The organism is Chryseobacterium oranimense (genome assembly GCF_900129755.1).
GTDB classification, from domain to species: Bacteria; Bacteroidota; Bacteroidia; order Flavobacteriales; family Weeksellaceae; genus Chryseobacterium; species Chryseobacterium oranimense.
The window spans coordinates 289,205-311,848 of the sequence record NZ_FQWT01000003.1 but is presented as its reverse complement, the minus strand read 5'-3'; the positions used below and the strand labels follow the sequence as shown (position 1 = coordinate 311,848).

The following is a 22,644-nucleotide window of genomic DNA, read 5'->3' as shown; positions in this document are numbered from 1 at the left end:
GTGGTTAATAAAAATTAACATTAACAAATTGTTAAATCGATTACTTTTGCAAAAATTTTTTATGAAACTTTTTTTCAGCTTGAGTTTACTTTTGAGTATGACCTTTTTAAAAGCCCAGGAACACATTTCCAGCTTCAATGCAGTGACTCTGACCTATAAGTTTCATCCCAAATTTTTCCTCTATGCAGAAGGACAGCTCAGAGGAAATGAAGATTATACTTACCCGGATTATTACGAGATCAAAGGGGGAGCAGGTTATAATCTTACCAAAAACCATAAACCTTTCATAGGTTTGGGAAGATATGTGAATTATAAAGATCACAGCCTTAGCAGAGAGGAGTTCAGAGTCTGGCTGCAGGACGTGATCGATCTTAAAAAAGGAATCGTTAAGTTTGAAAATCGTTTTCGCGCAGAAAAAAGCTGGTTCTATGAGCCTGCCACTGACAAATCTTCCCAAAGAATGCGTTACAGATACCGTCTGAATGTAAGTGTTCCCCTTAATGCAAAAACAGTAAAAAAGGGAACTGTTTTCGCGAATGCTTATGACGAAATTTTCCTGGTAAGCCCGATGAAACCTACTTTCGCAAGAAACAGGGTATATGGGGGATTCGGTTATCAGATTGATGATGTTTTCGGGATCCTGACAGGGTATTTATGGCAGCGTGAATTTGAAGCAAAGGGTAACAAAAACCTTCACTTTATCTATCTGGCTCTGAACATCAATATCGACGGAACGAACCATCCTACAAAAACGTATGATTTCCCTGGAGCGGATTAATATTTCTCTATCAGATAACGGTATGCTTTCAGGTATTTGTTAAACCTTTTGATATCTTTAGGGGTCAGTTCCCTGTTTACTCTTCTGAGATCCATATTGTCACGAAGATCATTAAGCTTTACCGCGACAGCAAGAGGTGATCTTTCTGTTCTTTTAACGAATTCGTCGTAATCTTCTTCGGGATCGAATTTGGTCAGGCAGCTTATGGCAAAAATAATATATTCGGGAAAGCCTTCGGTTCTTAAATAATCCAGGCTGAATTCTTCCGGATGGTCTTCCACCACATCATGCAGGACGCCTACGATTTTTTCGTCTATTGTTTTGCCGTATTCCATTACGCGCATTACGTGGGCGATGTAGGGAGCATGGTATTTGTCGGTTTGCCCTTTGTGTGCTTTATCAGCTATTTTTATGGCTCGGTTGAGCATTTCTTCTTTTGTCATTCCAAATTGAAAATAGAATACAAAAATAAAAAATGCCTTAAAAAATAAGACATTTTTATTAAGATTATTTTGCGTAATATCAAATAATGGTTTCATCCTCTACAGAGGCGCCCGGTGCATTGGTTTTTACGGATTCTATGCCGTTTTCCATGCCGTTTTCAGACTCGTACATCTGGCTGGTTCCTATAATCTGCCCGTTTCCGGCTTTTAGATTGAAATAGCATCGGTCATCTTTTGCTGTGTTTCTTTCAAATTTTGAGTCATCCTGCGAATTGGTGCGTACGGATTCTATGCCGTTTTCACAGGAGGATTTTGAACCGTATCCCTGGCTTGTTAAGATCACCTGTCCGTTTCCGGCTTTGAGATTGAATTTGAAGTCATTGTCTGTTCTTTTCGAGATAACAAATTTTCCCATAGTAATAAATTTTTTGTTTTTTAATTATTTAGAAGGCGGAGCCTTTTTTGTGCCTGTTGTCTTTTTTTCAGGAATGTCGGGATTCAGTATCCTGTATTTTGAATAATCCTTTTTTTCAGATTGTTTTAAAGCTATATATGCAGCTGTATCTTTAGGTTTTACAGTAAGTATTTTATAGAGTGTATTCTTATCTGTATCAGTTTTTGCCTTTGTGTCTTCTATGTGCTTGAAATTGAGAATTTTTGTAGTGTCTTTTTTCAGAAGTGGTTGCTTTTGATCTTCTTTCTGGGCAGAAAGTGCGACAGGAATCAGGAGTAAAGGAAATAATAAGATTTTCATAAGGTTTTTGAATTTTAAATAAAAGTATAAAAAAATACGGAAATAAAAAATACTTATAAATGAAGAACTTAGACATTCTGAATATTCTCTAAAATACAATATTGAATGATTTAAAAAGATCATTAAATAGAGAATAAAATGAAAAGAATTTGGGTATCTAAAAAAAATCTTTATTTTTGAACCTAACAAAAAACGAATAAACTATGAAATGGTATTTAAAAGTACTAAAACAGTACGCTGATTTTACAGGGAGAGCTAGAAGAACAGAATATTGGATGTTCGTATTATTTAATATGATTTTTGCAATTGCAGCAGCAGTATTAGATAATCTTTTAGGATTGAAATTTACACCGGAAATTCCTTACGGATTTATTTATTTAATTTACGGATTAGCTACTTTCATTCCTGGATTAGCAGTAATGGTAAGAAGGTTACATGACGTTGATAAAAGTGGGTGGTGGTTTTTTATAGGTTTAATTCCGATCATTGGAAGTATTTGGTTACTTGTACTCCTGGCAACAGATGGAACTCCGGGAACCAACCAATATGGTGTAAATCCTAAAGAAAATTTCAATGAAATTAATGAAATCGGGCAAAAGCAGTTATAATTTTAAAAGAATTACAGCTTATTAATAAACAAACGCTCCAGATTCTGGAGCGTTTGCTATTATATTTAAAAATTATATTAGTAATTTCCTTTACCAATATAGTGTGCTGCAACTTTTTCAGTTAACGCTACTACATTTGGATGATTGGTATACTTTGTAAATCTTCTTAATCCGGAAAGCATCATTCTTTGCTCGTCACCTTCAGCGAAAGAAATAATTCCTTCTTTAGCGGCTACGATGATTTTTTCAACGGCTTTGTAAAGGTTAAGCTGTGCCATTGCTGCTTCCACAGAATCAGGAGAGAAGTGTTTCTCAGCTCTTAATACAGCAGATTCTGCCATATAGATCTGGTTAAGGATCTCAGAAGCATTTAATAATAAGTGCTGCTGCTTTTCGATATCCATCATATATTTCTGAAGGGCAGCTCCGGAAACCATCAAGAACACTTTCTTAAGGTTGGCAATAATGGCTTTCTCTTCGCTCATGAACGCTGAATAATCAGGAACTTCAAATGACGGGATACCCATTAATTCTTTGCTGATAGCCATAGCAGGAGACAATAAATCAAGTTCACCTTTCATAGCTCTCTTGATCAGCATTCCTACGGATAATAATCTGTTGATTTCGTTAGTCCCTTCGTAGATTCTTGAAATTCTCGAATCTCTCCATGCGGCTTCCATTGGGGTATCTTCAGAGAATCCCATACCTCCGTATACCTGAATTCCCTCATCTGCTGTATGCTGTGCAAGATCAGATACGAAAACCTTAAGGATAGAACATTCTACAGCAAATTCTTCAACACCTTTAAGCTCTGCAGCCTGGTGATCCATTCCACCTGCTACCAGTTCGTCAATTTTATCCTGAATATCTTTAGCGGCTCTGTAAGATCCGGCTTCACTTACGAAAACACCTGTAGCCATTTCAGCAATTTTCTTTCTGATGGCTCCGAAAGTGGAAATAGAAACTCCAAACTGCTTTCTTTCGTTAGAATACTGGATAGAGTGGTTTAAGATTCTTCTCTGAGCATCAAGACACGCAGCGGCTAGTTTGATACGGCCTACATTTAATGCATTTAAAGCGATTTTAAAACCGTTGTTTCTCTCTCCTAAAAGATTTTCTACCGGAATTTTCATATCGTTGAAGAAAACCTGACGGGTAGAAGAGGCGCGGATTCCCAATTTATGTTCTTCTTCCCCGAAAGTAATGCTTCCCGGGTTTTCAAGTTCAGAACGGTTGATCACGAAACCTGTGATGTTTTTATCATCATCAATTTTGGCAAATAATGTAAATGTATCTGCAAATCCTGCATTGGAGATCCACATTTTCTGTCCGTTGATGATATAATGTTTTCCGTCATCGGAAAGTTTTGCTCTTGTTTTTCCTGAATTGGCATCAGATCCTGCATCCGGCTCCGTAAGGCAATACGCTCCGAATTTCGTTCCTGTAGCAAGGTCCGGAAGGTATTTTTTCTTCTGCTCTTCAGTTCCGTAAAGAACGATAGGCAGCGTTCCGATTCCGGTATGAGCTCCATATGCTGTAGCCAATGAACCTGTTACCCCGGAAATGTAGTCGCAGGCAAGCATTGTTGTTACAAACCCCATTCCTAAACCTCCGTATTCTTCAGGAACCGATATTCCAAGCAGCCCCATATCCCCAAGCTTACGCATGGTTTCTTCTGTGAATGCATAGTCTTTTTTCTCGAAACGCTCTTTCTGCGGAACAACTTCTCTGTCGATAAATTCTTTTGCAGAGTCACGAAGCATTTTTTGCTCCTCATTCAGTTCTTCAAGACTGAAAATTTCATTTGCAGGAATTTCCTTGATCAGGAATTCTCCGCCCTTTAATGTTGCCATATATTATTTTGTTTTTATAACGATTAATAATTTTGTATTAACCTATTTATGTAAAATGTATTAATGATTAATTCTTTCATGAACACATTTTACATAAATAGATCAGTACATTTTTTTAAAGAAGTTCAAAGATTGAAGCTGCTCCCTGTCCTGTACCCACACACATTGAAACCATTCCGTATTTATTGCCGCGTCTTCTCATTTCGTCAAGAAGCTGAACGGTTAATTTTGTACCGGTACATCCAAGCGGGTGACCAAGAGCGATTGCTCCTCCGTTTACATTTAAAATATCAGGATTTAAGCCTAATTCTTTCTTGATTGCTACTGATTGAGATGCAAAAGCTTCATTAAGTTCGATCAAATCGATATCTTTTAGTTCAAGACCTGCCTGTTTCAGAGCTTTTGGAATAGCATAGATTGGTCCCATACCCATGATTCTAGGTTCAAGACCTGCTGCGGCATAAGCCACTAATCTGGCTTCCGGTTCAAGTCCTAATTCTTTTACCATTTCTTCGCTCATAACCATTACAAAAGCAGCTCCGTCACTCATCTGAGAAGAGTTTCCGGCCGTTACGCTTCCTCCGTTGGCAAATACAGGTCTTAGTTTGGCTAAGCCTTCTAATGAAGTATCTTTTCTGGGACCTTCATCTACAGAGAAATCAAACTTTTTAGTCTGCATTTTCTGGTTTTCGTCCAGGAAATTATATTCTACAGGAATCGGAACAATCTGATTGGCAAATTTGCCTTCCTGATTAGCTTTTAAGGCTTTCATATGAGATTCAAAGGCAAACTGATCCTGTTCTTCTCTTGTGATATTATATTGCTTGGCCACTTCTTCTGCAGTATAACCCATTCCCCAATAATAATCAGGGTTTGTTTTGGCGATGTCGGTTTCCGGAACCGGCTTGTAACCACCCATCGGAATATAAGACATGGATTCCGTACCTCCTGCGATAATACAATCAGCCATTCCTGCCTGAATTTTTGCAGAAGCAATAGCAATCGCCTCACTTCCTGATGCGCAGTATCTGTTTACAGTTACTCCAGGAACTTTGTCTGTATTCAGACCCATCAAAGAAATTAAACGCGCTACGTTCAGCCCTTGTTCAGCTTCCGGCATTGCATTACCCACGATAAGGTCATCAATTCTGTTTTTGTCTAATTGGGGAAGCTCAGCCATTAATTTTTCAATAACTGTAGCTGCCATAACATCTGGACGAGTAAAGCGAAGGGAACCTTTAGGTGCTTTTCCTACTGCTGTTCTGTATCCTTTTACTATATATGCTGTTTTCATATTTTTTGTTTAATTAAATTTTGAGAGTTTTTTGCCTCGTAGAGGTAAACTGTTCATAGCTTTATTTTGCAATTTGCGGAGCTCCGTAGGAGCGACCTGTTAATTTTCAATCCATTCAAATAAATATTTAGGATCATATTCAATTTCAAATTTTTCCATAAAATCCATATATTCTTCTCTGAATGTTTTCTTTTTATGATGATCTTCCTGATTTAAAATATATTTAACAACAGAATCTACATTACTTTTAGAATAAGAAAAAGCTCCATATCCTTCCTGCCAACCGAATTTTCCGTTTATCCATCCTTTATCATTAATAAATTTTGATGAACCTGCTTTAATATCCCTAACCAAATCTGAAATTGTAATTGTCGGACTCATACTTATCAGAATATGAACATGATCCGGCATTGCAAAAACTGCGAATAATTTTTGATTTCTATTGGCAACGATACCTGTAATAAATTTGTGTAATTCTTCTCTGTTTTCTTTTGAAATCAGATTTTGTCTTCCTTTAACGGCGAAAACAATTTGAATATAAACTTGTGTATATGTGTTTGCCATAAAAAACCAGCAGGTCGCCTCTACTAGGCTCAACAACTTTTTAAATTATTCATTGCTATTAACAGTTCGCTCCTACGGAGCTCACCATTAGTTTCTCAACGGTTTTCCATTTTGTAACATGTACTGAATTCTCTCTAAGGTTTTTCTTTCACCGCAAAGCTGAAGGAAAGTTTCTCTTTCAAGATTCAATAAATATTGTTCGGTAACTACAGTTGGTTCGGAAAGGTTTCCTCCTACCATTACGTTGGCTAATTTGTCTGCAATTTTCTTGTCGTGCTCAGAAATATATTTTCCGGTAAGCATCTGGTCTGTTCCTACGTAGAACATTCCCAGGGCATCTTTTCCTAAAACTTTTACTTTCTGCTCAATAGGTTGCGTATAGCCTTGTTCTGATAATAGTTTGGCTACTTTTTTAGCTTCGGCGATCTGTCTGTTTTTGCTTACGGAGACAATGTCTTTTCCTTTTTCAAGAATTCCCATGTCATAAGCTTCATAAGCAGAGGTAGCTACTTTACCCATTGCAATATTCATGAATGCTTCACGAAGTCTGTTATTTTTAACGTCATCAGCATGGAATTCTCTTGAAGTTCTCAAAGTTAATTCTTTGGTACCACCACCGCCAGGAATTACACCGACTCCGGTTTCTACCAATCCGATATAAGTTTCTGCAGCAGCAACCACTCTGTCTGCGTGCATGGTCATTTCACATCCACCGCCAAGGGTCATTCCGTGAGGGGCAACTACTACAGGAATAGAGGAGTAGCGTACTCTCATCATGGATTTCTGGAAATAGGCGATTGCCATATTCAGATCATCCCAGTCCTGCTCGATAGCCATCATCAGGATCATGGCAAGATTGGCTCCTACAGAGAAATTGGTTCCCTGGTTTCCAACTACCAATCCGTCATATTCTTTTTCTGCTAAATCGATGGCTCTGTTTAATCCGTCAAGAACTTCACCTCCTAAAGAGTTCATTTTTGAGCGGATTTCAAAGTTGATGATCCCATCGCCCAGATCTTCAATTGCTGATCCTGAATTGCTCCAAAGGGTTTTGTTCTTTCTGATGTTATCTAAGATAATGAAGGCATCCTGACCTGGAATGGTGTTGTATTGCCCGGAATTTTTATCAACGAAAATACTTTGTCCTTCATCGTTTACTTTATAGAAAGACTCAACATTTTTCACCCAGTCTGAAACTTCGTAACCGGCATCTTTTGCCAGTTCAATACCTTTTTGAACTCCCACTGCATCCCAGATTTCAAATGGTCCGTTTTCCCATCCGAAACCGGCTCTCATAGCATCGTCAATTTTATAGACTTCATCAGAGATTTCAGGAACTTTGTGGGAAACATAAGCGAATAACGCTCCTAAAGATTTTCTGTATAATTCTCCGGCTTTATCTTTACCGCCGATTAGAACTTTAAATCTATCGATTGGCTTATCGATATTTTTAGTTAATTCTAAGGTTGGGAAAGAAGATTTGCCCTGAAGTTCGTACTCAAGGGTATCAAGGTTTAATCCGTGGATTTCGGATTTTCCTTCAGCATTTTTTACTTTTTTATAGAAACCTTGTTCGGTTTTGGAACCCAGCCACTTATTATCCATCATTTTCTGGATATAGTCAGGAAGGGCAAAAACGTCGTTAAAATTATTAGCTTCTGCACCGCTCTGGCGTACACCGTTGGCTACCATTACCAGGGTATCAAGACCTACCACATCAGCAGTTCTGAATGTTGCTGATTTCGGACGCCCGATAACAGGACCTGTCAGTTTGTCAACTTCAGAAACAGTTAAACCTAATTTCTGTACATTGTGAAGAAGATCCATCATAGAGAAAACCCCGATTCTGTTAGCAATAAATGCCGGAGTGTCTTTGGCTAAAACCGTAGTTTTTCCTAAGAATTTAGCCCCAAAGCTCATATAGAAATCTACAACTTCCGGAAGGGTTTCCTGAGTAGGGATAATCTCTAAAAGAGGAAGGTATCTTACCGGGTTAAAGAAGTGGGTTCCTGCAAAATATTTTTTGAAATCATCGCTTCTTCCTTCAATAAGAAAATGAATAGGAATTCCTGATGTGTTAGAAGAAATTAATGTTCCGGGTTTTCTGAACTGCTCAATTTTTTCGTAAACAGATTTCTTAATGTCAAGCTTTTCAACAACTACTTCAATGATCCAGTCTGTATTTTTGATCTTCTGAAGATCGTCATCAAAGTTGCCTATTGTAATTCTATCCGCAAATTTCGGAGAATAGAGAAGGGCAGGACTTGCTTTTTTCAGTTTTTCAAAGTTTTCAGAAGCAATTCTGTTTCTTACGGCTTTGTCATCTTTGGTCAAACCTTTTTTCTGTTCAGCTTCAGTCAGTTCAAAAGGAACGATATCCAAAAGAGACACTTCCACCCCGATATTGGCGAAATGTGCTGCGATACCGCTACCCATAATTCCTGAACCAAGAACCGTTACATGTTTGATTCTTCTTTTCATATGTAAATTTTTATTATTAATAAGGTCATATGCAACCATATGGTTTCATTATAATTTATTTTCTGTTGTTTAATAGTTCGTTGGCGATTTTCATGATCTCCGACATTACTTCTTTGAAGGTCTCAATCTTCTCGGGGGAAATCTTTTCCATCACTTTCTTGTTGAAATTGACGACCACTTCCTTTGACATATTCCTTGAGTTAAGCCCCTTATCTGTAAGTTTGATAATTACCTCCCTTTTATCAGTGGTCGTCTTTTCCTTATAGATATAGCCATTATCTTCCAGAAGTTTGATGATTCTGGTTAAAGAAGTTGGTTCAATGGCCATTTTAGGACCTAAGTTGGTACTTCGGGTGCCTTCTTTGGGATCAATTTTAAGAAGGGTTAAGGCTTGTACAGCCGTAGAATCATGCTCCTGGGCAAGTTCTGTGTACATTTTAGAAACAGCCAGCCAGGTCTGTTTTAAAACTAAATCTACGTTTTCTATTTTTTCTTTATTATCCATCATTTATCTACGAATGGTGTTACCCAAATGTAGTAAATATTATGCATGCATAGTATTTATTAACGTTAAATTTTGTTAATAAGCTGATAATAAACAATTTAAATTGTATGATTAGCATAATACTATGCATGCATAGTATGTGAAATATTTAATGTAAACGCAGTATTAATGAATGTTTTTAACGAAATTGACTATTTCTTCAAAGGATTCATATTGATGTGTAGTGTCATTAACAATAATTTCCCAAAACCCTTTTTTATACTCAAAATGCAGAGCTGAAAGGTCTTTTTCGAAATTTTTCTGCAATAAAGAGTACAGCATTTCTTTATGAACCTGCGGGGCCTGTATGGAAGGTGGAACAAAATTATCATTCACCTGAAATAAAGAAACATTGGTAAGCTCCTCATGCTGCAATAACACATCTTCTACGATCCCAGAAAAAAGCTGATTATCCTTTACATACCAGATTTTATCCGCAAACTCTTTGGCTAGTCTCCAGTCATGGGAAGAAAACAGGATAATCTTATGCTGCTCCTTGGCCAGCCTGCGGAGAGTTTTTAAGATAATAAGTTTGTTTTTCTCGTCCAGATGGGTTGTAGGTTCATCCAGGATAATCACCGGCGAATTCTGGGTAATGGCACGGCCAATAAATGCTTTCTGAAGATTTCCGTCTGAAAGGTTTTTAAGAAGAGTATGTTTATATTGATTAAGGTCCAGCTCATCAATGATGTGTGCCACTTCATCCCTGTCCTCTTTTCTGAGCTCAAAATAAAAAGGGTAGTAGATGTATTTCCCTAATGAAATAAGGTCTTCAACAGTATAATGCTGCGGAATATTTGATTTTGAAAAAACCACAGCAATATTTTCAGCGATTTCTTTAACGGAAAGGGTTTTGATATTTTTATTACTGATAGAGATTTCACCATTTAAAAGAGGAATCTGATGCAAAATAGACTTTATAAGGGTTGTTTTTCCTACGCCGTTATTCCCAATCAGAAGACATACATCACCCAGTTTCAAATCTGCATAAGCATTTGAAATTAAAGTTTTATGGTAACCTATATTGGCTTGTTTAATTTGTAAGAACATTGGATATTGATTAATTGCCCAGATACATTGTTTACAAAAATACTATTTTAAATCTGCTCGATCTGCTAAATCTGCGAGCGTATATTTTTTCTCTCGCAGATTTAGCAGATTTAGCAGATCTTAATTATTGCTATGCTTTATTGGATGAGTAATGCATTTAAATTCACAATTGACCATTGACTTATTGACATTGACCTCTAAACTTTATTTTGTTTCAAAAGCATCAGTAAAATTACTGGTATACCAAATACAGAGCTTATCACATTCATAGGAATCTGTGTCTTTTCCGCCATTATAGAGAAAAGCATCATGATCAGCATTCCGAGAAACATATTCAGGATCCATTGCTGCCATAGTTTGGACGGGTTGTAGATGAGCCTGCAGAAATGCGGAACAATAATCCCGATAAACAAAATGGGTCCCAGAAAAGCAGTAATGGAAGCCGAAAGCAAAGAAGAAGCTGCAATGATCAGAACCTTCAGCTGATTGAGATTGACTCCTAAACTTTGTGCATAGGAAGTTCCCAATGAATTTCCGATCAGGGGCTTTATGGTTTTAAAACAAATGAAAATTCCCACGAAAACAAGGATGGATAATACGTAAATCTGATTCCTTGTCACCATATTATTCGCTCCGAAAGACCATAAAATATAGTTTTTCAGGCTTTGATTTTCCGCATAGAACTGAAGCAGGGAAACGATGGCACCGGCAAATGCTGAAACCAGGAATCCAAATATAATAAGGTAAGATTTGTCCTGGAATTTAGTCGACATGGAAAGCAGAACAAGCATCAAAACAAAGCTTCCTGCAATCGCAGAAAGACTGAGAAAGCTGTTCTGTAAAAACTCCGGAATCAGGAAATCATGAGAAAAGAAAATATAAAATGCCACAGATAGGCTGGCTACAGAGGTGATTCCCAAAATATCAGGGCCTGCCAGAGGATTCTGAAAGTATTCCTGCATCAGAAATCCGGATGTTGGAATTGAAATTCCAGCCAGAAGCATTACAAGCACTCTGTTAATACGGATTTCAGCGATCTGGCTTTGAGGAGAATCCTGAAAAAAATCCTGAAAATTTAAACTTAAAAATCCTGTGTTCAGGTTGATGACTACGGTAAGGGTTATAGCAGCCGCCAACAGTAAACACAGGATTTTGAATTTTTTCGACATGATCAGAAAGGATCTGGATGTTTTATTTTAAAAGGGCATCAACTTTAGAATTCAATACTTCTTCTGTCATCATTCCCAGATACTCATCCGTTTTATCACCTTTTCTCAAATAGGTAAAAGGAATTGACCCGCCGTCCCATTGTTTGAAGTTGCTGCTGAAAAATGTAGCATCCAGTTTTTGCCCATCTAACAGAATAATATCTTTCGCAAGATTATTTTCCTGTGCAAATGTTTTTACGGAGGTATTCCATTCGGATTTATCGTCAAGATTAATGAATGTAAATTTTACCGGCTTACCTTTTAATTCCTCCATTTTATTTTTGAAATGAGGGATTTCTCTCATACAGGGCCCGCACCATGTGGCGAAGAAATTGGTAACGTATAAAGTATCATTTTTTTGAGCTAAATATTTTCCAAGATTTTCTGGCGAAAGTTCTCTGGATGAATAAGCCCCTGTTGCAGATGCTGTTTGGTCCGTAACGGAAACTGAATCTGCTACAGTTGTACCGTCCGTTTTCTGGCCTTCTTTTTTGCAGCTGTAAAGAGCAGTGAAAACAAGCGCGGATAAAATTATCTTCTTCATAAATTATTTTTTGACTATTTTTGAATTGAAGTATGGAACAACAAATCTATAAAGGGAAACTGATACAGTTTCATCCGTTAAAAATAGCGAAAAAGGAACAACTGACCAAAAATACTTTTTCTCTGGAATTCGAGATTCCGGGGAGTTTGCAGAAGAATTTCAGTTTCGAGGCGGGGCAGTTTGTAAGCATAAAATTTATTGCCCACGGCCAGGAAGTTATTAACGATTATTCAATGACTTCAGCGCCTTACGAGAAAAAAATTTCCCTTGGCATAAAGGTGAATTCGCCTGAAGGGGCTACTGCAGAATTGTTTAAAAATTATCATGAAGGCGATGAATTATTGGTTGGGGAACCTTCCGGCAGATTTACGTTGGTTTCCAAACCAAGCGAATTCAGGACGATTGTTGCATTTGCAGCAGGAATAGGAATTACCCCGATCCTGAGCCATTTTAAAAATATTCTTCATACAGAACCGCGTACCAGGCTTTTTCTGTTTTTTGGAAATAAAAGTTCCGAAGAACTGATTTACAGGGAACAGCTCGACAACCTTGCCAGGATATACGACGACAGGCTTCAGATCTTCTATTTTTTTTCACAGGAGAAAACGGCAGACCGGTTTTTCTTCGGGAGACTGGATGAAAAGAAACTGAACCTGATCATCAATCAAATTCTGCATCTTGATGATACCGATGAGGAATCTACGATCTGGGATGCGGTAGATGAAGTACTGATATGCGGAAAAGGGGAGATGATCAAATCATTGGCCAATGCCTGCTACCACCACGGGATTCCGAAAAAGAACATTCATTTTGAGCTTTTTGAAGAATATAATGATGATATCTATCCTGTAGAAAAAGAATTTCCACTGATCGAAAATATAGAGGTCGCCTTTAAAATACTTGGAAAAGAATATGAAACCCATCTTCCTGATAATAAAGAAAAGATACTTCAGCAACTTCTGATACAGAAATTTCCAGTCCCTTACTCATGTAAATCCGGAATCTGCGGCAGCTGCGAATGTTATCTTGAAGAAGGGGAAGTGGAACTTCTTGAGAATGAATACTTAACTGAAAAAGAAGAGAGACAGGGGAAAATATTAGCCTGTATGTCTATTGTAAAAAGTAAGAAAATAAAGCTTAACTTTGATCTTAGTTGAGAATCATCAGGAACATATTTAACTTGGGTTTTGTATCGGCAGAAATAGGAATTCTGCTGATATGCCTTTGCAATGCCTGGGTTTTCGGGCTCACCAACGGGCGTACCTATACAAAGATTTCTAAAATCCCGCCACGGGAAATTGCTCTTGTGCTGGGAACTTCGCCTAAGATGAGATCCGGACAGTCCAATCCTTATTTTACGAAAAGAATGGATGCAGCTGCGCTTCTTTACCATCACGGTAAAATCAAAAAAATTATTGTAAGTGGAGAGAAAAGTAAAGGTTACAACGAGCCTGCTGCCATGAAGAATTATCTGGTGAATCAGGAAGGTGTTCCGGAAGATATCATCATAGAAGACCCTAAGGGTTTTAATACTTATAAAAGCATTCTGCGTTGTAAAGATATCTATAAAAAGAAAGATGTGATCATTGTATCACAGGGGTTCCATAATCTCCGTGCCCTGTTTTTTGCAAGAAATAACAATATGAACGCTCTTGGATTCGATGCACAGGACGTTACAAAACCCGAAAGCTACTACAGAAACCAGATCAGGGAGATATTCGCCAGAGTGATTGCTGTAGTTTACTTCATATTGGGAATTTCTCCGGATTAGAAAGGATATCCGAATGCGATGTTCAAGGTTGGTTTAAAAGGCTGGAAATTTTTAAATCTCCATCGGTCACCATCAGGCTTGTTCGGATCGTAAATCTTATAGGCAAGGTCCAGTCGGAAAGTAATATAAGCAACATTCACCCTTAGGCCAAATCCGCTGCCAACTCCCATTTGCCCCAGGAATTTATTGAATTTAAATTCATCGCCATATCCATTATTATTATCTTTAATACTCCATGTATTTCCGATATCTGTAAACAAAGCTCCTTCATACATGTCGTTAAAAGGAATTCTGTATTCGATGTTGGTTGTCAGTTTTAAATTATCTGTCATGTAGGTACGGACTCTTTCATCAAGCTGGGAATCTGCAGGTCCCAGTCCGCCGAATGCAACCCAGGCTCTGATATCATTTGATCCCCCATTGAAATAAGACTTAATTACCGGCATATCCTTTGAGTTTCCATAAGGAATTCCCAATCCAATGAACTGGCGCAGTACCAGGGTCTGATTTCCGAATTTAAAATATTTTCTGGCATCAACGTCAAACTTCACAAACTGGGCATAAGGAATCCCGAAAATAGTTCTCTGCGGACTTGCAATAACGCCACCATCATCTCTTCGCTGGTTGAAAATACTTAATATATTTCCTGCAAGTTCTACTTTTCCGTTAAAATAAAGAGCATTAGGATAATCTTTTTTACCGATCTCATTGTACACAAAGTTATAGATCAGAGATGAAATAAGGACATCCTGGGTCTGTCTGTCTTTATTTACAAGCGTACCCTTGAAAGCGGTAAGAAGATCCTGCCCCTTCTGGTCCAGAACTCCCTGATAGTTCACATCCTGTACAATCTGTCTCGAAACATTGTCCAGAGTGAGCTCGCCGGAAAGATACTTTTGCTGGGTAACCGGATCAAAAGCAAAATAACTGGAAAATATATCTTTTCTGATGCTTTCATCGTTGCTGAAATAATCATAATAAGCATCCTTGTTCTTCGTAAGGCTGACCTGTGTATTGAAAAGAGTCAGTCGGTGTGATACCTGATCATTTACATTCGCCTGGTAATTCAGTCCCGTATTAAAGTTTACTCTTCCCAGGCCGATGTTATTCTGTACCGAAGCTCCTAAAATAATAGAGGAGATCGGGGTATACCTTTTGGGAAGAAGCTTATAATAATTAAAAGGGAGGAGAAGCCTTGGGAAATTCAGGGAAGCCTGTGCCGAAATTTCGTAAGCAAGCTCTCTTTTATCAATATTTTTTGTACTTCTGATGGAACCGAATGTTCCCGAAATGCTGGTAGAAAGGTTTTCTGCCCCTCTGAAAACATTCCTTGTAGTAAGGTCTACAGAAGGAGATACCCCCAGATTAAGAATCTGTGAGTAGTTGATATCCGTTCCCAGTTTTAGTTCGTATTTCGGAAGCGGTTTCAATACGTAAAGCACGTCTATAATGCTGTCATTAGGTGCTGTGACGCCTCCTCTTCTTAAGGAATCTCTTGCTTTCAGAATACTGAAATTGTTCATGGCAATGAAATTTCTTTTGGTAAGATCAAGGGCTTTCTGGTCATAGACTTTCTTGTGGTCTACAATCACAGCTCTCCATAAAGAAGAAATTTTATAGTTGTCGTCCATTTTATGGAACCTTATTCTTCTTAAGCTGTCTTTAACTGTATTTTTAGGAAAATCACCAGCTTCATTGACAATGGCAACATCTATATTTCCTATAGTTGCTACCTTATAAGGATGGTCGGCAGAATCTTTATGGATTTCCAGGGTAAGAGGTACCTGTTTTTTGCTTTTCAGGGAATCGGCCACGAAATAAATTTCTTCATTCGAGCTGTTGAATCTATAATAGCCGTTTTCTCTCATCAGATCAGTGATCCGGGTCACTTCTTTTTCAAGAACAGTCTGGTCAAGTCTTTGCCCGGACCGGATTAGGCTTTTATCAAGTTTTTGCCAGTAAAGACCTTTTACGGTAGGGTCTGTAATATTATAGTAGTAATCCTTAATGTACGTAGGATCATTGTGCCTGATGAAATAATTAACGGCTGCCTTTCTGGATGCAGAATCAATAACATGTTTGAAATCAACCTTGGCATCCCAAAAGCCTCGGTAAACAAGTCTTTTTTCGATAGATTCAGCGCTTTTTTCACTTCTCGTCTGGTCCAGGATCACGGGTGGAGTTCCCCAGGTGTGCAGCAAACGATCCATGAAAAGTGTTTTTCCTACACTGCTTTTCATGTCGTATTTAAGGAAAAGAGAATCTCTTAATTTCTGATTTCTCATTTCACTCGGGTACGTCATGTATTCGTTGAGTAAAGTATCGTATTTAGGATTGGCCATATTATAGAATCCTAAACTCAAAGGCATGAAAAGAAGTTGTTTTTTATTGGGCTTCTGCTGAACGTAATCTTTCAGTTCTTCATCGAAGGATTCTTTCTTATCTTCAAACTTAAAGTTGTTTTTGGTAAGCAGGTATTCACCCTCCGGAACTTTTTTAGTTGTACTGCAGGCATAAAGGAGACCAACAAATGTTGCAAATGAGATAATTTTATAATATTTTTGAGGAGAATTCTTATAATGCTTACAGCTCATACAATAAAAATTTTACAGTCTTTAGATAAAAAGAAGTTCAGACAAAAATACAATTTGTTTTTGGTTGAAGGTAATAAAATCATTTGTGAACTTTCCGAATCTAAATTTAAAGTTAAAGAAATATTTTCTACCGATCCGCAAAAATTGGACCGGACAGATGCACCTGTTATCCAGATCACTGAAAATGAGCTGAAAAAAATCAGTTTCCTTAAAACTCCTAAAGATTCTGTAGCAGTTTGTTACCTTCCTGAAGAAGAGAAAAAAGAGGAGAGGGATATTCAGCTGGTCCTTGACGGAATCCAGGATCCGGGCAACCTTGGTACGATTATTCGCTTAGCCGACTGGTTTGGAATAGAACAGATTATTTGCAGTGAAGATACTGTAGATGTTTATAATCCTAAAGTGATTCAGGCTACAATGGGTTCTTTTACACGGGTAAATATTATTTATACTGATCTTGTTGAATATCTTTCAACCACGGAGAATATCAATATCGGAACGGATATGGAAGGGGAAAATATATATGCCTTTGAAAGGCCTGAAAAACTGAATCTTATCCTGGGTAATGAAGGAAACGGAATGAGACCGGAAACGGAAAAGCTGCTTCAAAAGTGCATTACGATCCCAAGGTTCGGGAAATCCCAGTCAACAGAAAGCCTGAATGTTTCTATGGCTGCAGGAATTATACTGGGACAATTGTTTTCTAAGTAGATTAGATCTCAGACATCAGATTTCAGATTTAATACTGTTGCGAAATTAATCACCGAATTAATACATCTGAAATCTGATATCTTATATAAGCTGTTCCATACTCGAAACACTTTTGTTCTTCTGGTATACCTCAAGTTTTTTTCTGACATATTTTAAGGCAATAGGAGCGAGGTAGATCATGGCTGCTCCCAGGAGTTTTTTCTTCCAGTTGGAGCTTTTCATATTCTTTTTGGCATAGTTGCCCACCAAAGCTGTGATGCCCAGTTTTATAAGGCCGTCCGTTACATTCCCGCCTAATGCAGTACTTGCAATTCCCACAGCTGTTTGTTTATTAATGAACATGTCTTTTACCTCGGAGGTAAGTTGCCTGGCAATCACATCTTTTCGGAGAACTACTTTTTCGTCACCATCATCATCCACTTTTTCCTGCAGATACTGATCGGTAAGACCATTGGTAAATGCACTCAGGCTTTCTTTCGTATTTTTGAAAGTAAGAAGGTTTTCCAGGTCTTCAATTTCGCTCTTAAGCAGTTTTTTCTTTCTTCTTAACTCTTCGATGCTGTCGTATTTTCTGCCCATAGCTTAATGATTTAAAAATTTAATAACCTGATCTGCTACCATATTCACAATCTTATTTTTAAAGGCAACAATAAATGCCATTACCAGTACATAAAATCCGGCAACAATCAGGAAGCCGTAAGATGTATTATCGAGCGCCTTGCCGATAAGAAATGCTATTCCAAAGTTGAAAAGGATAATAAAAAAAGTAAAAGCAACTAGCAGCACTACAAAGTAGGTAATGAGCCCTGCAGAAAGAGATGATTTTTCAGTAGCTTCAATCTTCAGAAGGTCTATTCTCTTTGATGCATATTCTTTAATAGTCTCTATCATTGTTTTTTTTTAAAGTTACAAAAAAAGGAACTTTCGCGCAAAAAGTTCCTTCCCATAATTTACTCAAAAAATAAACTATTTATTTTTTAAGATCATTCAGTTCCGTTTCTACATCCTTTACTACGTCTGCAGTTTTGGAAACTATCTGGTCTTTGTATTTGTCATATCCGTCTTTTACCGTATGAGCTACACTGCTGGCTGTTTCTTTGAAAGTAGAAGAAATATTGCTGTATTGGTCTTTTACTTTTTCAGAAACTTCACCATACTTGTTTTTAGCCTGGTCTTTTAGGTCTCCTGCTTTATCTTTGATTTTTTTTCTGGTTTCTTTTCCTTCTTCAGGAGCATAAAGCATTCCTAAGATTACACCTGCTGCAGCACCTGCAAGAAGTCCTGCCAATATACCTGCTGTATTTTTTCCGTTTTTCGACATTTTAAGCTTTTTTAATAGTTAATAAATATTAGTTTTTACTGTGTTAAAATCTACAATTTGTATACCAAAGGGAGCATTATGCCTATTAAAAATTGTTAAATCTTCTTGATATAAGATAAAATCAGGTCTATGGTTTGCTCTTTTGTGAGCGAAGTATTGTCAATAACGATAGCATCTTCAGCCTGCTTCAAAGGGGCAATTTCCCTTTCGCTGTCGATCTTGTCGCGGTCTATAAGGTTTTGTTTTACCTGTTCCCTTTCTGCATGGATTCCCATTCCTGCCAGTTCGAAATATCTTCTGTTGGTTCTTTCGTCAATGCTGGCTGTCAGGAAAAACTTATAGTCCGCATTTGGCAGAACTACTGTCCCTATGTCACGTCCGTCCATAATAATGCCGCCTTTTTCTGCCAGTGAGCGCTGGGACTGAAGAAGGAAATCTCTTATTTCTTTCTGTTTTGCCACAATACTTACATTGTCGGAGACCTCAGTAGTGCGGATTTGTTTGGAAATATCAATATGATTGAGATAAAGAATCAGTTCGCTGTCCTGGTTCCTGAATTCAAGTTCGATCTGGTCTAAAGAGGAGAAAAGCTCCTGAAGGTTGATGGAACCATCTTCATTCAGGCAGTTCTGCAGGGCAAACCATGTAATTCCTCTGTAAAGCGCCCCGGTATCCAGGTGTATGATCCCCAATTTACTGGCAATGACCTTAGAGATTGAACTTTTTCCGGTAGACGAGTACCCATCGATAGCTATTACAGGTTTTTTCATACCGCAAATTTCAAGAATTTTTTTAAAAAATCAAGACAACGCAGAAAAAATCTTTATTATTATGAAGATTCTTTTAGGGGTGGAATTATTCTCCTGCGTGGCTGCTAAGGTCCATGGAAACCCCTATCTGGTTCACATTGGATGAGTTATGGTAACGGATATGGGCATAATCTATACGGAATCTTCTCAGCTTAATTCCAAATCCTCCGGAAAGCCCGGAAAAGTTTCTCTGATCTGCTACTGCAAGTTCATTCCCTCTTTTAGCGTTATAACCCAGCCTGATATTGAAGCTTTTTTCAGGGAAAAGCTCTGCTCCGATGGAAAAGTGGTCTGCTAACTTTCTTCCGAATCCTACTTCCTGTCCGTTTACATTATATTCTGAAGAAATGTCAAACTGCTGAAGGTCGTGAGCTGTAATGGTAACAGCAAGTGGAATAGCTTTCAGGATTCTGGTATAACCCAGGTCTACCCTGAATGGAAGGTTTTCTCTGGTTCCGTTGAAGGATTTCAGCTGAAAACCGAAATTCCTCGCCACCAAGGAGAGCACTTCTTTGTTTTTTTTATTATGATAGGTAACTCCTGCTGTTCCGGAGATCGCAGAAGAAGTAAAGTTGTCAATTTTTGAAGTGATGAAATTGATGCCTCCACCAATCGTCCAGTCTTCTTCAAACTGGTAGGCATAGCCCGCACCAATAGCTACATCCGAAGCTTTGAATTCACCGTTTTCGTAACCGCTTTCGTCGGTTCTGGGAATGCTTCCGTAGCTCATATACCTGGCATTGATGGTTGCCATATGTCCGTTGTCAAAATCTCTGGCATAAGCCACAGTTCCGTATTTGGAATCGGCAAGGTAAGCTGCGGCATTCACGGAAAGCTGTTTGTCTGAATCTCTATTTAAAAGGGCCGGGTTTGCAATAGCAAAGGAAACATCATAGTCTCTGACGGAAATTGCATCGCCACCTAAGGCAGCCTGTCTGGCAGATACAGGGATGTTTAAGAAAGGATAAACATTTGTTCCTGTTTGCGCATAAGAAACAATTCCTGACAGAAATAATGAAAAAATGACAATTTTCTTCAATTCAATTTATAATTAATGCAAAAATAATCCTTTTTCGTACTTATCAAAATATTTCTGACATTATTTCTGCGTAAATATTTTTCTTTATTCAATATTTTTAATGATTATATTTGCAAAATCAAATTCCGGAGAAAATCAGTCCGGGAAAATTTATTAAAAATTAAAGATGAAATATAAAAGAATCCTTCTGAAACTGAGTGGTGAGGCCTTAATGGGGAACAGACAATACGGTATAGACAATGAAAGACTGCAGGAATATGCAGCTGAGATCAAAAAAGTAGTGGAAAAAGGCTGTGAGGTAGCGATCGTTATTGGAGGAGGAAACATTTTCCGTGGAGTAGCAGGGGCTGCCAAAGGAATGGACAGGGTGCAGGGTGACTATATGGGAATGCTTGCCACTGTGATCAACGGAATGGCTCTTCAGGGAGCTCTTGAAGATGCAGGAATCAAAACAAGACTTCAGTCTGCCATCGAAATGGACAAAGTAGCTGAGCCTTTTATCAAAAGACGTGCAGTAAGACACCTTGAAAAGGGAAGAGTAGTAATCTTTGGAGCTGGAACAGGAAATCCTTACTTTACAACGGATACGGCAGCAACTCTGAGAGCGATCGAAATTGGTGCTGATGTGATCTTAAAAGGAACAAGAGTAGACGGAATCTACGACAGTGATCCAGAGAAAAATGCAGATGCTGTAAAATACAATTCACTTTCATTCGATGAAGTGTATGCTAAAAATCTTAAAGTAATGGATATGACTGCATTTACTTTAAGTCATGAAAATAAATTGCCTATTATTGTATTCGATATGAACAAGGACGGTAATTTAGAGAAGATTGTAGATGGAGAAAATGTAGGTACTCTAGTTGATTTATAGGCAACAGATAATAAGTTAGAGGTAATTAAAGAACTGAAAGATTGCCAATTGCTTATTACTGATTATTCATCATCATCACTTATAATTAATGTGTAATTTATCAAATTTTAACTATATAATGGAAGAATTAGATCTTATATTAGAATCTGTAAAGCACGACATGGACGCAGCTGTAAAGCACTTGGATCATGCATTTCAAAGAATTAGAGCAGGACGTGCTTCTACGTCTATGGTTCAGGATGTAATGGTAGAATATTACGGGGCTCCAACGCCTATCAACCAGGTTGCGAACGTTTCTGTACCGGATGCAATGACTATTTCTATTCAGCCTTGGGACAGAACAGCTATTGGTGCTATTGAAAAAGCGATCATTAATTCAAATCTGGGCTTTGCACCTTCTAATAACGGGGAAAATATCATTCTTAACGTTCCACCTTTAACAGAGGAAAGAAGAAGGGAACTGGCAAAACAGGCTAAAGTAGAAACTGAGGGCACAAAAGTAACAATAAGAAATGCAAGACAGGACGGTTTGAAAGAGCTTAAAAAACTGGATGGTATTTCTGAAGATGTTGTAAAAGGAGTGGAAGAAGAAATCCAGGCACTTACAGATAAATATGTGAAACTTTGTGAGGATCATCTTAAGACGAAAGAGGCTGAAATTATGAAAGTATAATTTTCAGATTAAAAATAAAAAAAGAGGCTTCTTAGGATGCCTCTTTTGCTTTTACAGACATTTTATTTCTCCCTTTTTATCTTTGTTTTTTAGCAAAGACTGATAAGTTTTCATCACTTCATCAGTATTGCATTGCGTTTCCTTACCGGGAATGGTGTCGGGAGAAGTTTGGTCTTTATTATCTGATCTTATGCTGTATTTTTTCTCAAGACATTTCAGTATTTTATCATTTTGAAGATAGATACGTGTTTCTGTAATGTCATCTTTGGTGATTGGCTTTTCCGGGGTTCCGCCATCAAAATTCCAAACTGTTTCCTGCCTGAAGATAAAGAAAGGCTTTCCGTTTTTAATAAAATATTTTTCAGAGGCAGAGAAATGGCTGTGCTCTGAATAAAAATGTTCTATAACCCTAATCTCATCCTTATCCGAATAAAACTTCACTTCTCCGGAAGGCTCTTCATTACAATCGTAAGTGAAGCCTCTGGAACTGAACTTTTTTGATTCCAGCCCGGTCTGGAGCATTCCGTATTCTTTTTTTATTTCCTCTACAGGATCTGTTGCGGCAGTAGTGACCGGATCATTTTTTATGATAATACTGTCTTTGGAAATCTGTTCTTTGCGGGCTGTTCTATCTTTGTCATTCTTACACGAAAAGATAATGAGCAGGCCGGCTGCAATGCATAGGATTTTCATACCGTAATGGATTTGGTGATTTATAAAAATACAAAAAA

General features: G+C 37.8%; 25 protein-coding genes. 7 read left to right on the top strand and 18 right to left on the bottom strand.

Annotated features, from left to right (window positions below):
• Positions 1 to 97 precede the first annotated feature (97 nt).
• Complete coding sequence (locus tag BUB03_RS12065; RefSeq protein WP_228417858.1) at positions 98 to 778, top strand: DUF2490 domain-containing protein; 681 nt, start codon at positions 98 to 100, stop codon at positions 776 to 778.
• On the opposite strand, the gene BUB03_RS12060 is transcribed toward BUB03_RS12065, so the two are convergent.
• From BUB03_RS12060 to BUB03_RS12050, 3 genes are all read right to left on the bottom strand, one after another.
• Entirely contained in the window at positions 775 to 1,221 is a 447-nt protein-coding gene (locus tag BUB03_RS12060; protein ID WP_081780238.1) for a phosphohydrolase, read from the bottom strand. The two genes, BUB03_RS12065 and BUB03_RS12060, sit on opposite strands and share 4 nt — an antisense overlap.
• A gap of 79 nt (positions 1,222 to 1,300) precedes the next feature.
• Positions 1,301 to 1,636 carry a YegP family protein gene (locus BUB03_RS12055; RefSeq protein ID WP_040999186.1) on the bottom strand — a complete coding sequence of 112 codons (336 nt, stop codon included), beginning with the start codon at positions 1,634 to 1,636 and terminating at the stop codon, positions 1,301 to 1,303.
• A 24-nt stretch (positions 1,637 to 1,660) separates the two neighbouring features.
• Positions 1,661 to 1,975, bottom strand: coding sequence for a hypothetical protein (locus BUB03_RS12050; protein WP_139258833.1), 315 nt, complete (start codon positions 1,973 to 1,975; stop codon positions 1,661 to 1,663).
• Positions 1,976 to 2,178: 203 nt separating this feature from the next.
• Here BUB03_RS12050 and BUB03_RS12045 point away from each other — a divergent pair, with 203 nt between their 5' ends.
• Positions 2,179 to 2,583, top strand: a complete 405-nt coding sequence (locus tag BUB03_RS12045; RefSeq protein WP_073063386.1) for a DUF805 domain-containing protein — start codon at positions 2,179 to 2,181, stop codon at positions 2,581 to 2,583.
• A 77-nt stretch (positions 2,584 to 2,660) separates the two neighbouring features.
• On the opposite strand, the gene BUB03_RS12040 is transcribed toward BUB03_RS12045, so the two are convergent.
• The 8 genes from BUB03_RS12040 to BUB03_RS12005 form a co-directional block, all read right to left on the bottom strand.
• Positions 2,661 to 4,436 carry an acyl-CoA dehydrogenase family protein gene (locus BUB03_RS12040; protein WP_073063383.1) on the bottom strand — a complete coding sequence of 592 codons (1,776 nt, stop codon included), beginning with the start codon at positions 4,434 to 4,436 and terminating at the stop codon, positions 2,661 to 2,663.
• Between the two features lie 115 nt (positions 4,437 to 4,551).
• A complete protein-coding gene (locus tag BUB03_RS12035; protein WP_073063380.1) occupies positions 4,552 to 5,730 on the bottom strand; it encodes a thiolase family protein in 1,179 nt (392 codons plus the stop codon).
• A gap of 99 nt (positions 5,731 to 5,829) precedes the next feature.
• Positions 5,830 to 6,294, bottom strand: coding sequence for an IS200/IS605 family transposase (gene tnpA, locus BUB03_RS12030; RefSeq protein ID WP_073063377.1), 465 nt, complete (start codon positions 6,292 to 6,294; stop codon positions 5,830 to 5,832).
• A gap of 87 nt (positions 6,295 to 6,381) precedes the next feature.
• Positions 6,382 to 8,775: a 3-hydroxyacyl-CoA dehydrogenase/enoyl-CoA hydratase family protein gene (locus BUB03_RS12025; RefSeq protein WP_073063783.1), complete on the bottom strand. Its 2,394-nt coding sequence runs from the start codon at positions 8,773 to 8,775 to the stop codon at positions 6,382 to 6,384.
• A 55-nt stretch (positions 8,776 to 8,830) separates the two neighbouring features.
• Positions 8,831 to 9,283, bottom strand: coding sequence for a MarR family winged helix-turn-helix transcriptional regulator (locus BUB03_RS12020; protein WP_040999194.1), 453 nt, complete (start codon positions 9,281 to 9,283; stop codon positions 8,831 to 8,833).
• 162 nt (positions 9,284 to 9,445) lie between these two features.
• Positions 9,446 to 10,369: an ABC transporter ATP-binding protein gene (locus BUB03_RS12015; RefSeq protein ID WP_073063375.1), complete on the bottom strand. Its 924-nt coding sequence runs from the start codon at positions 10,367 to 10,369 to the stop codon at positions 9,446 to 9,448.
• Positions 10,370 to 10,566: 197 nt separating this feature from the next.
• The gene (locus tag BUB03_RS12010) at positions 10,567 to 11,538 is read right to left on the bottom strand and encodes an iron ABC transporter permease (protein ID WP_073063372.1); all 972 of its coding nucleotides are present in this window, start codon (positions 11,536 to 11,538) and stop codon (positions 10,567 to 10,569) included.
• A 22-nt stretch (positions 11,539 to 11,560) separates the two neighbouring features.
• Positions 11,561 to 12,121 carry a TlpA family protein disulfide reductase gene (locus BUB03_RS12005; protein WP_073063371.1) on the bottom strand — a complete coding sequence of 187 codons (561 nt, stop codon included), beginning with the start codon at positions 12,119 to 12,121 and terminating at the stop codon, positions 11,561 to 11,563.
• Between the two features lie 32 nt (positions 12,122 to 12,153).
• Between BUB03_RS12005 and BUB03_RS12000 the strand changes: the two genes are divergently transcribed.
• On the top strand, positions 12,154 to 13,278 hold the full coding sequence (locus BUB03_RS12000) for a ferredoxin--NADP reductase (RefSeq protein WP_073063368.1): 1,125 nt from the start codon (positions 12,154 to 12,156) through the stop codon (positions 13,276 to 13,278).
• Between the two features lie 23 nt (positions 13,279 to 13,301).
• Positions 13,302 to 13,892, top strand: coding sequence for a SanA/YdcF family protein (locus BUB03_RS11995; RefSeq protein ID WP_228374969.1), 591 nt, complete (start codon positions 13,302 to 13,304; stop codon positions 13,890 to 13,892).
• Here the strand turns inward: BUB03_RS11995 and tamL are convergent.
• The gene (gene tamL, locus BUB03_RS11990) at positions 13,889 to 16,486 is read right to left on the bottom strand and encodes a translocation and assembly module lipoprotein TamL (RefSeq protein ID WP_073063365.1); all 2,598 of its coding nucleotides are present in this window, start codon (positions 16,484 to 16,486) and stop codon (positions 13,889 to 13,891) included. The genes BUB03_RS11995 and tamL overlap by 4 nt on opposite strands.
• On the opposite strand from tamL, the gene BUB03_RS11985 reads away from it, so the two are divergent.
• Positions 16,472 to 17,197: a TrmH family RNA methyltransferase gene (locus tag BUB03_RS11985; RefSeq protein ID WP_040999203.1), complete on the top strand. Its 726-nt coding sequence runs from the start codon at positions 16,472 to 16,474 to the stop codon at positions 17,195 to 17,197. The genes tamL and BUB03_RS11985 overlap by 15 nt on opposite strands.
• A gap of 81 nt (positions 17,198 to 17,278) precedes the next feature.
• On the opposite strand, the gene BUB03_RS11980 is transcribed toward BUB03_RS11985, so the two are convergent.
• The 5 genes from BUB03_RS11980 to porQ all read right to left on the bottom strand — a co-directional run bounded on the left by BUB03_RS11980 (position 17,279) and on the right by porQ (position 20,366).
• On the bottom strand, positions 17,279 to 17,776 hold the full coding sequence (locus BUB03_RS11980; protein ID WP_073063363.1) for a phosphoribosyl-ATP pyrophosphatase: 498 nt from the start codon (positions 17,774 to 17,776) through the stop codon (positions 17,279 to 17,281).
• A gap of 3 nt (positions 17,777 to 17,779) precedes the next feature.
• Positions 17,780 to 18,088, bottom strand: coding sequence for a phage holin family protein (locus BUB03_RS11975; protein WP_040999206.1), 309 nt, complete (start codon positions 18,086 to 18,088; stop codon positions 17,780 to 17,782).
• A gap of 79 nt (positions 18,089 to 18,167) precedes the next feature.
• Positions 18,168 to 18,518: a YtxH domain-containing protein gene (locus BUB03_RS11970; protein ID WP_040999207.1), complete on the bottom strand. Its 351-nt coding sequence runs from the start codon at positions 18,516 to 18,518 to the stop codon at positions 18,168 to 18,170.
• 95 nt (positions 18,519 to 18,613) lie between these two features.
• Positions 18,614 to 19,288, bottom strand: a complete 675-nt coding sequence (gene cmk, locus BUB03_RS11965) for a (d)CMP kinase (RefSeq protein WP_073063360.1) — start codon at positions 19,286 to 19,288, stop codon at positions 18,614 to 18,616.
• A gap of 85 nt (positions 19,289 to 19,373) precedes the next feature.
• Complete coding sequence (porQ, locus tag BUB03_RS11960; RefSeq protein WP_040999211.1) at positions 19,374 to 20,366, bottom strand: type IX secretion system protein PorQ; 993 nt, start codon at positions 20,364 to 20,366, stop codon at positions 19,374 to 19,376.
• A gap of 166 nt (positions 20,367 to 20,532) precedes the next feature.
• On the opposite strand from porQ, the gene pyrH reads away from it, so the two are divergent.
• Positions 20,533 to 21,240 (top strand): UMP kinase, encoded by a 708-nt coding sequence (pyrH, locus tag BUB03_RS11955; protein WP_040999212.1) that lies wholly within the window; start codon positions 20,533 to 20,535, stop codon positions 21,238 to 21,240.
• Between the two features lie 118 nt (positions 21,241 to 21,358).
• Positions 21,359 to 21,913 carry a ribosome recycling factor gene (gene frr / locus BUB03_RS11950; RefSeq protein ID WP_040999213.1) on the top strand — a complete coding sequence of 185 codons (555 nt, stop codon included), beginning with the start codon at positions 21,359 to 21,361 and terminating at the stop codon, positions 21,911 to 21,913.
• A 51-nt stretch (positions 21,914 to 21,964) separates the two neighbouring features.
• Here the strand turns inward: frr and BUB03_RS11945 are convergent, their stop codons facing one another.
• Positions 21,965 to 22,606 (bottom strand): hypothetical protein, encoded by a 642-nt coding sequence (locus BUB03_RS11945; RefSeq protein ID WP_073063357.1) that lies wholly within the window; start codon positions 22,604 to 22,606, stop codon positions 21,965 to 21,967.
• Positions 22,607 to 22,644 lie beyond the last annotated feature (38 nt).

Coding starts and splice junctions, on each gene's coding strand:
- BUB03_RS12065 (WP_228417858.1), top strand. CDS start 98: ATGACCTTTTTAAAAGCCCAGGAACACATTTCCAGCTTCAATGCAGTG.
- BUB03_RS12060 (WP_081780238.1), bottom strand. CDS start 1,221: ATGACAAAAGAAGAAATGCTCAACCGAGCCATAAAAATAGCTGATAAA.
- BUB03_RS12055 (WP_040999186.1), bottom strand. CDS start 1,636: ATGGGAAAATTTGTTATCTCGAAAAGAACAGACAATGACTTCAAATTC.
- BUB03_RS12050 (WP_139258833.1), bottom strand. CDS start 1,975: ATGAAAATCTTATTATTTCCTTTACTCCTGATTCCTGTCGCACTTTCT.
- BUB03_RS12045 (WP_073063386.1), top strand. CDS start 2,179: ATGAAATGGTATTTAAAAGTACTAAAACAGTACGCTGATTTTACAGGG.
- BUB03_RS12040 (WP_073063383.1), bottom strand. CDS start 4,436: ATGGCAACATTAAAGGGCGGAGAATTCCTGATCAAGGAAATTCCTGCA.
- BUB03_RS12035 (WP_073063380.1), bottom strand. CDS start 5,730: ATGAAAACAGCATATATAGTAAAAGGATACAGAACAGCAGTAGGAAAA.
- tnpA (WP_073063377.1), bottom strand. CDS start 6,294: ATGGCAAACACATATACACAAGTTTATATTCAAATTGTTTTCGCCGTT.
- BUB03_RS12025 (WP_073063783.1), bottom strand. CDS start 8,775: ATGAAAAGAAGAATCAAACATGTAACGGTTCTTGGTTCAGGAATTATG.
- BUB03_RS12020 (WP_040999194.1), bottom strand. CDS start 9,283: ATGATGGATAATAAAGAAAAAATAGAAAACGTAGATTTAGTTTTAAAA.
- BUB03_RS12015 (WP_073063375.1), bottom strand. CDS start 10,369: ATGTTCTTACAAATTAAACAAGCCAATATAGGTTACCATAAAACTTTA.
- BUB03_RS12010 (WP_073063372.1), bottom strand. CDS start 11,538: ATGTCGAAAAAATTCAAAATCCTGTGTTTACTGTTGGCGGCTGCTATA.
- BUB03_RS12005 (WP_073063371.1), bottom strand. CDS start 12,121: ATGAAGAAGATAATTTTATCCGCGCTTGTTTTCACTGCTCTTTACAGC.
- BUB03_RS12000 (WP_073063368.1), top strand. CDS start 12,154: ATGGAACAACAAATCTATAAAGGGAAACTGATACAGTTTCATCCGTTA.
- BUB03_RS11985 (WP_040999203.1), top strand. CDS start 16,472: ATGCTTACAGCTCATACAATAAAAATTTTACAGTCTTTAGATAAAAAG.
- tamL (WP_073063365.1), bottom strand. CDS start 16,486: ATGAGCTGTAAGCATTATAAGAATTCTCCTCAAAAATATTATAAAATT.
- BUB03_RS11980 (WP_073063363.1), bottom strand. CDS start 17,776: ATGGGCAGAAAATACGACAGCATCGAAGAGTTAAGAAGAAAGAAAAAA.
- BUB03_RS11975 (WP_040999206.1), bottom strand. CDS start 18,088: ATGATAGAGACTATTAAAGAATATGCATCAAAGAGAATAGACCTTCTG.
- BUB03_RS11970 (WP_040999207.1), bottom strand. CDS start 18,518: ATGTCGAAAAACGGAAAAAATACAGCAGGTATATTGGCAGGACTTCTT.
- cmk (WP_073063360.1), bottom strand. CDS start 19,288: ATGAAAAAACCTGTAATAGCTATCGATGGGTACTCGTCTACCGGAAAA.
- pyrH (WP_040999212.1), top strand. CDS start 20,533: ATGAAATATAAAAGAATCCTTCTGAAACTGAGTGGTGAGGCCTTAATG.
- frr (WP_040999213.1), top strand. CDS start 21,359: ATGGAAGAATTAGATCTTATATTAGAATCTGTAAAGCACGACATGGAC.
- BUB03_RS11945 (WP_073063357.1), bottom strand. CDS start 22,606: ATGAAAATCCTATGCATTGCAGCCGGCCTGCTCATTATCTTTTCGTGT.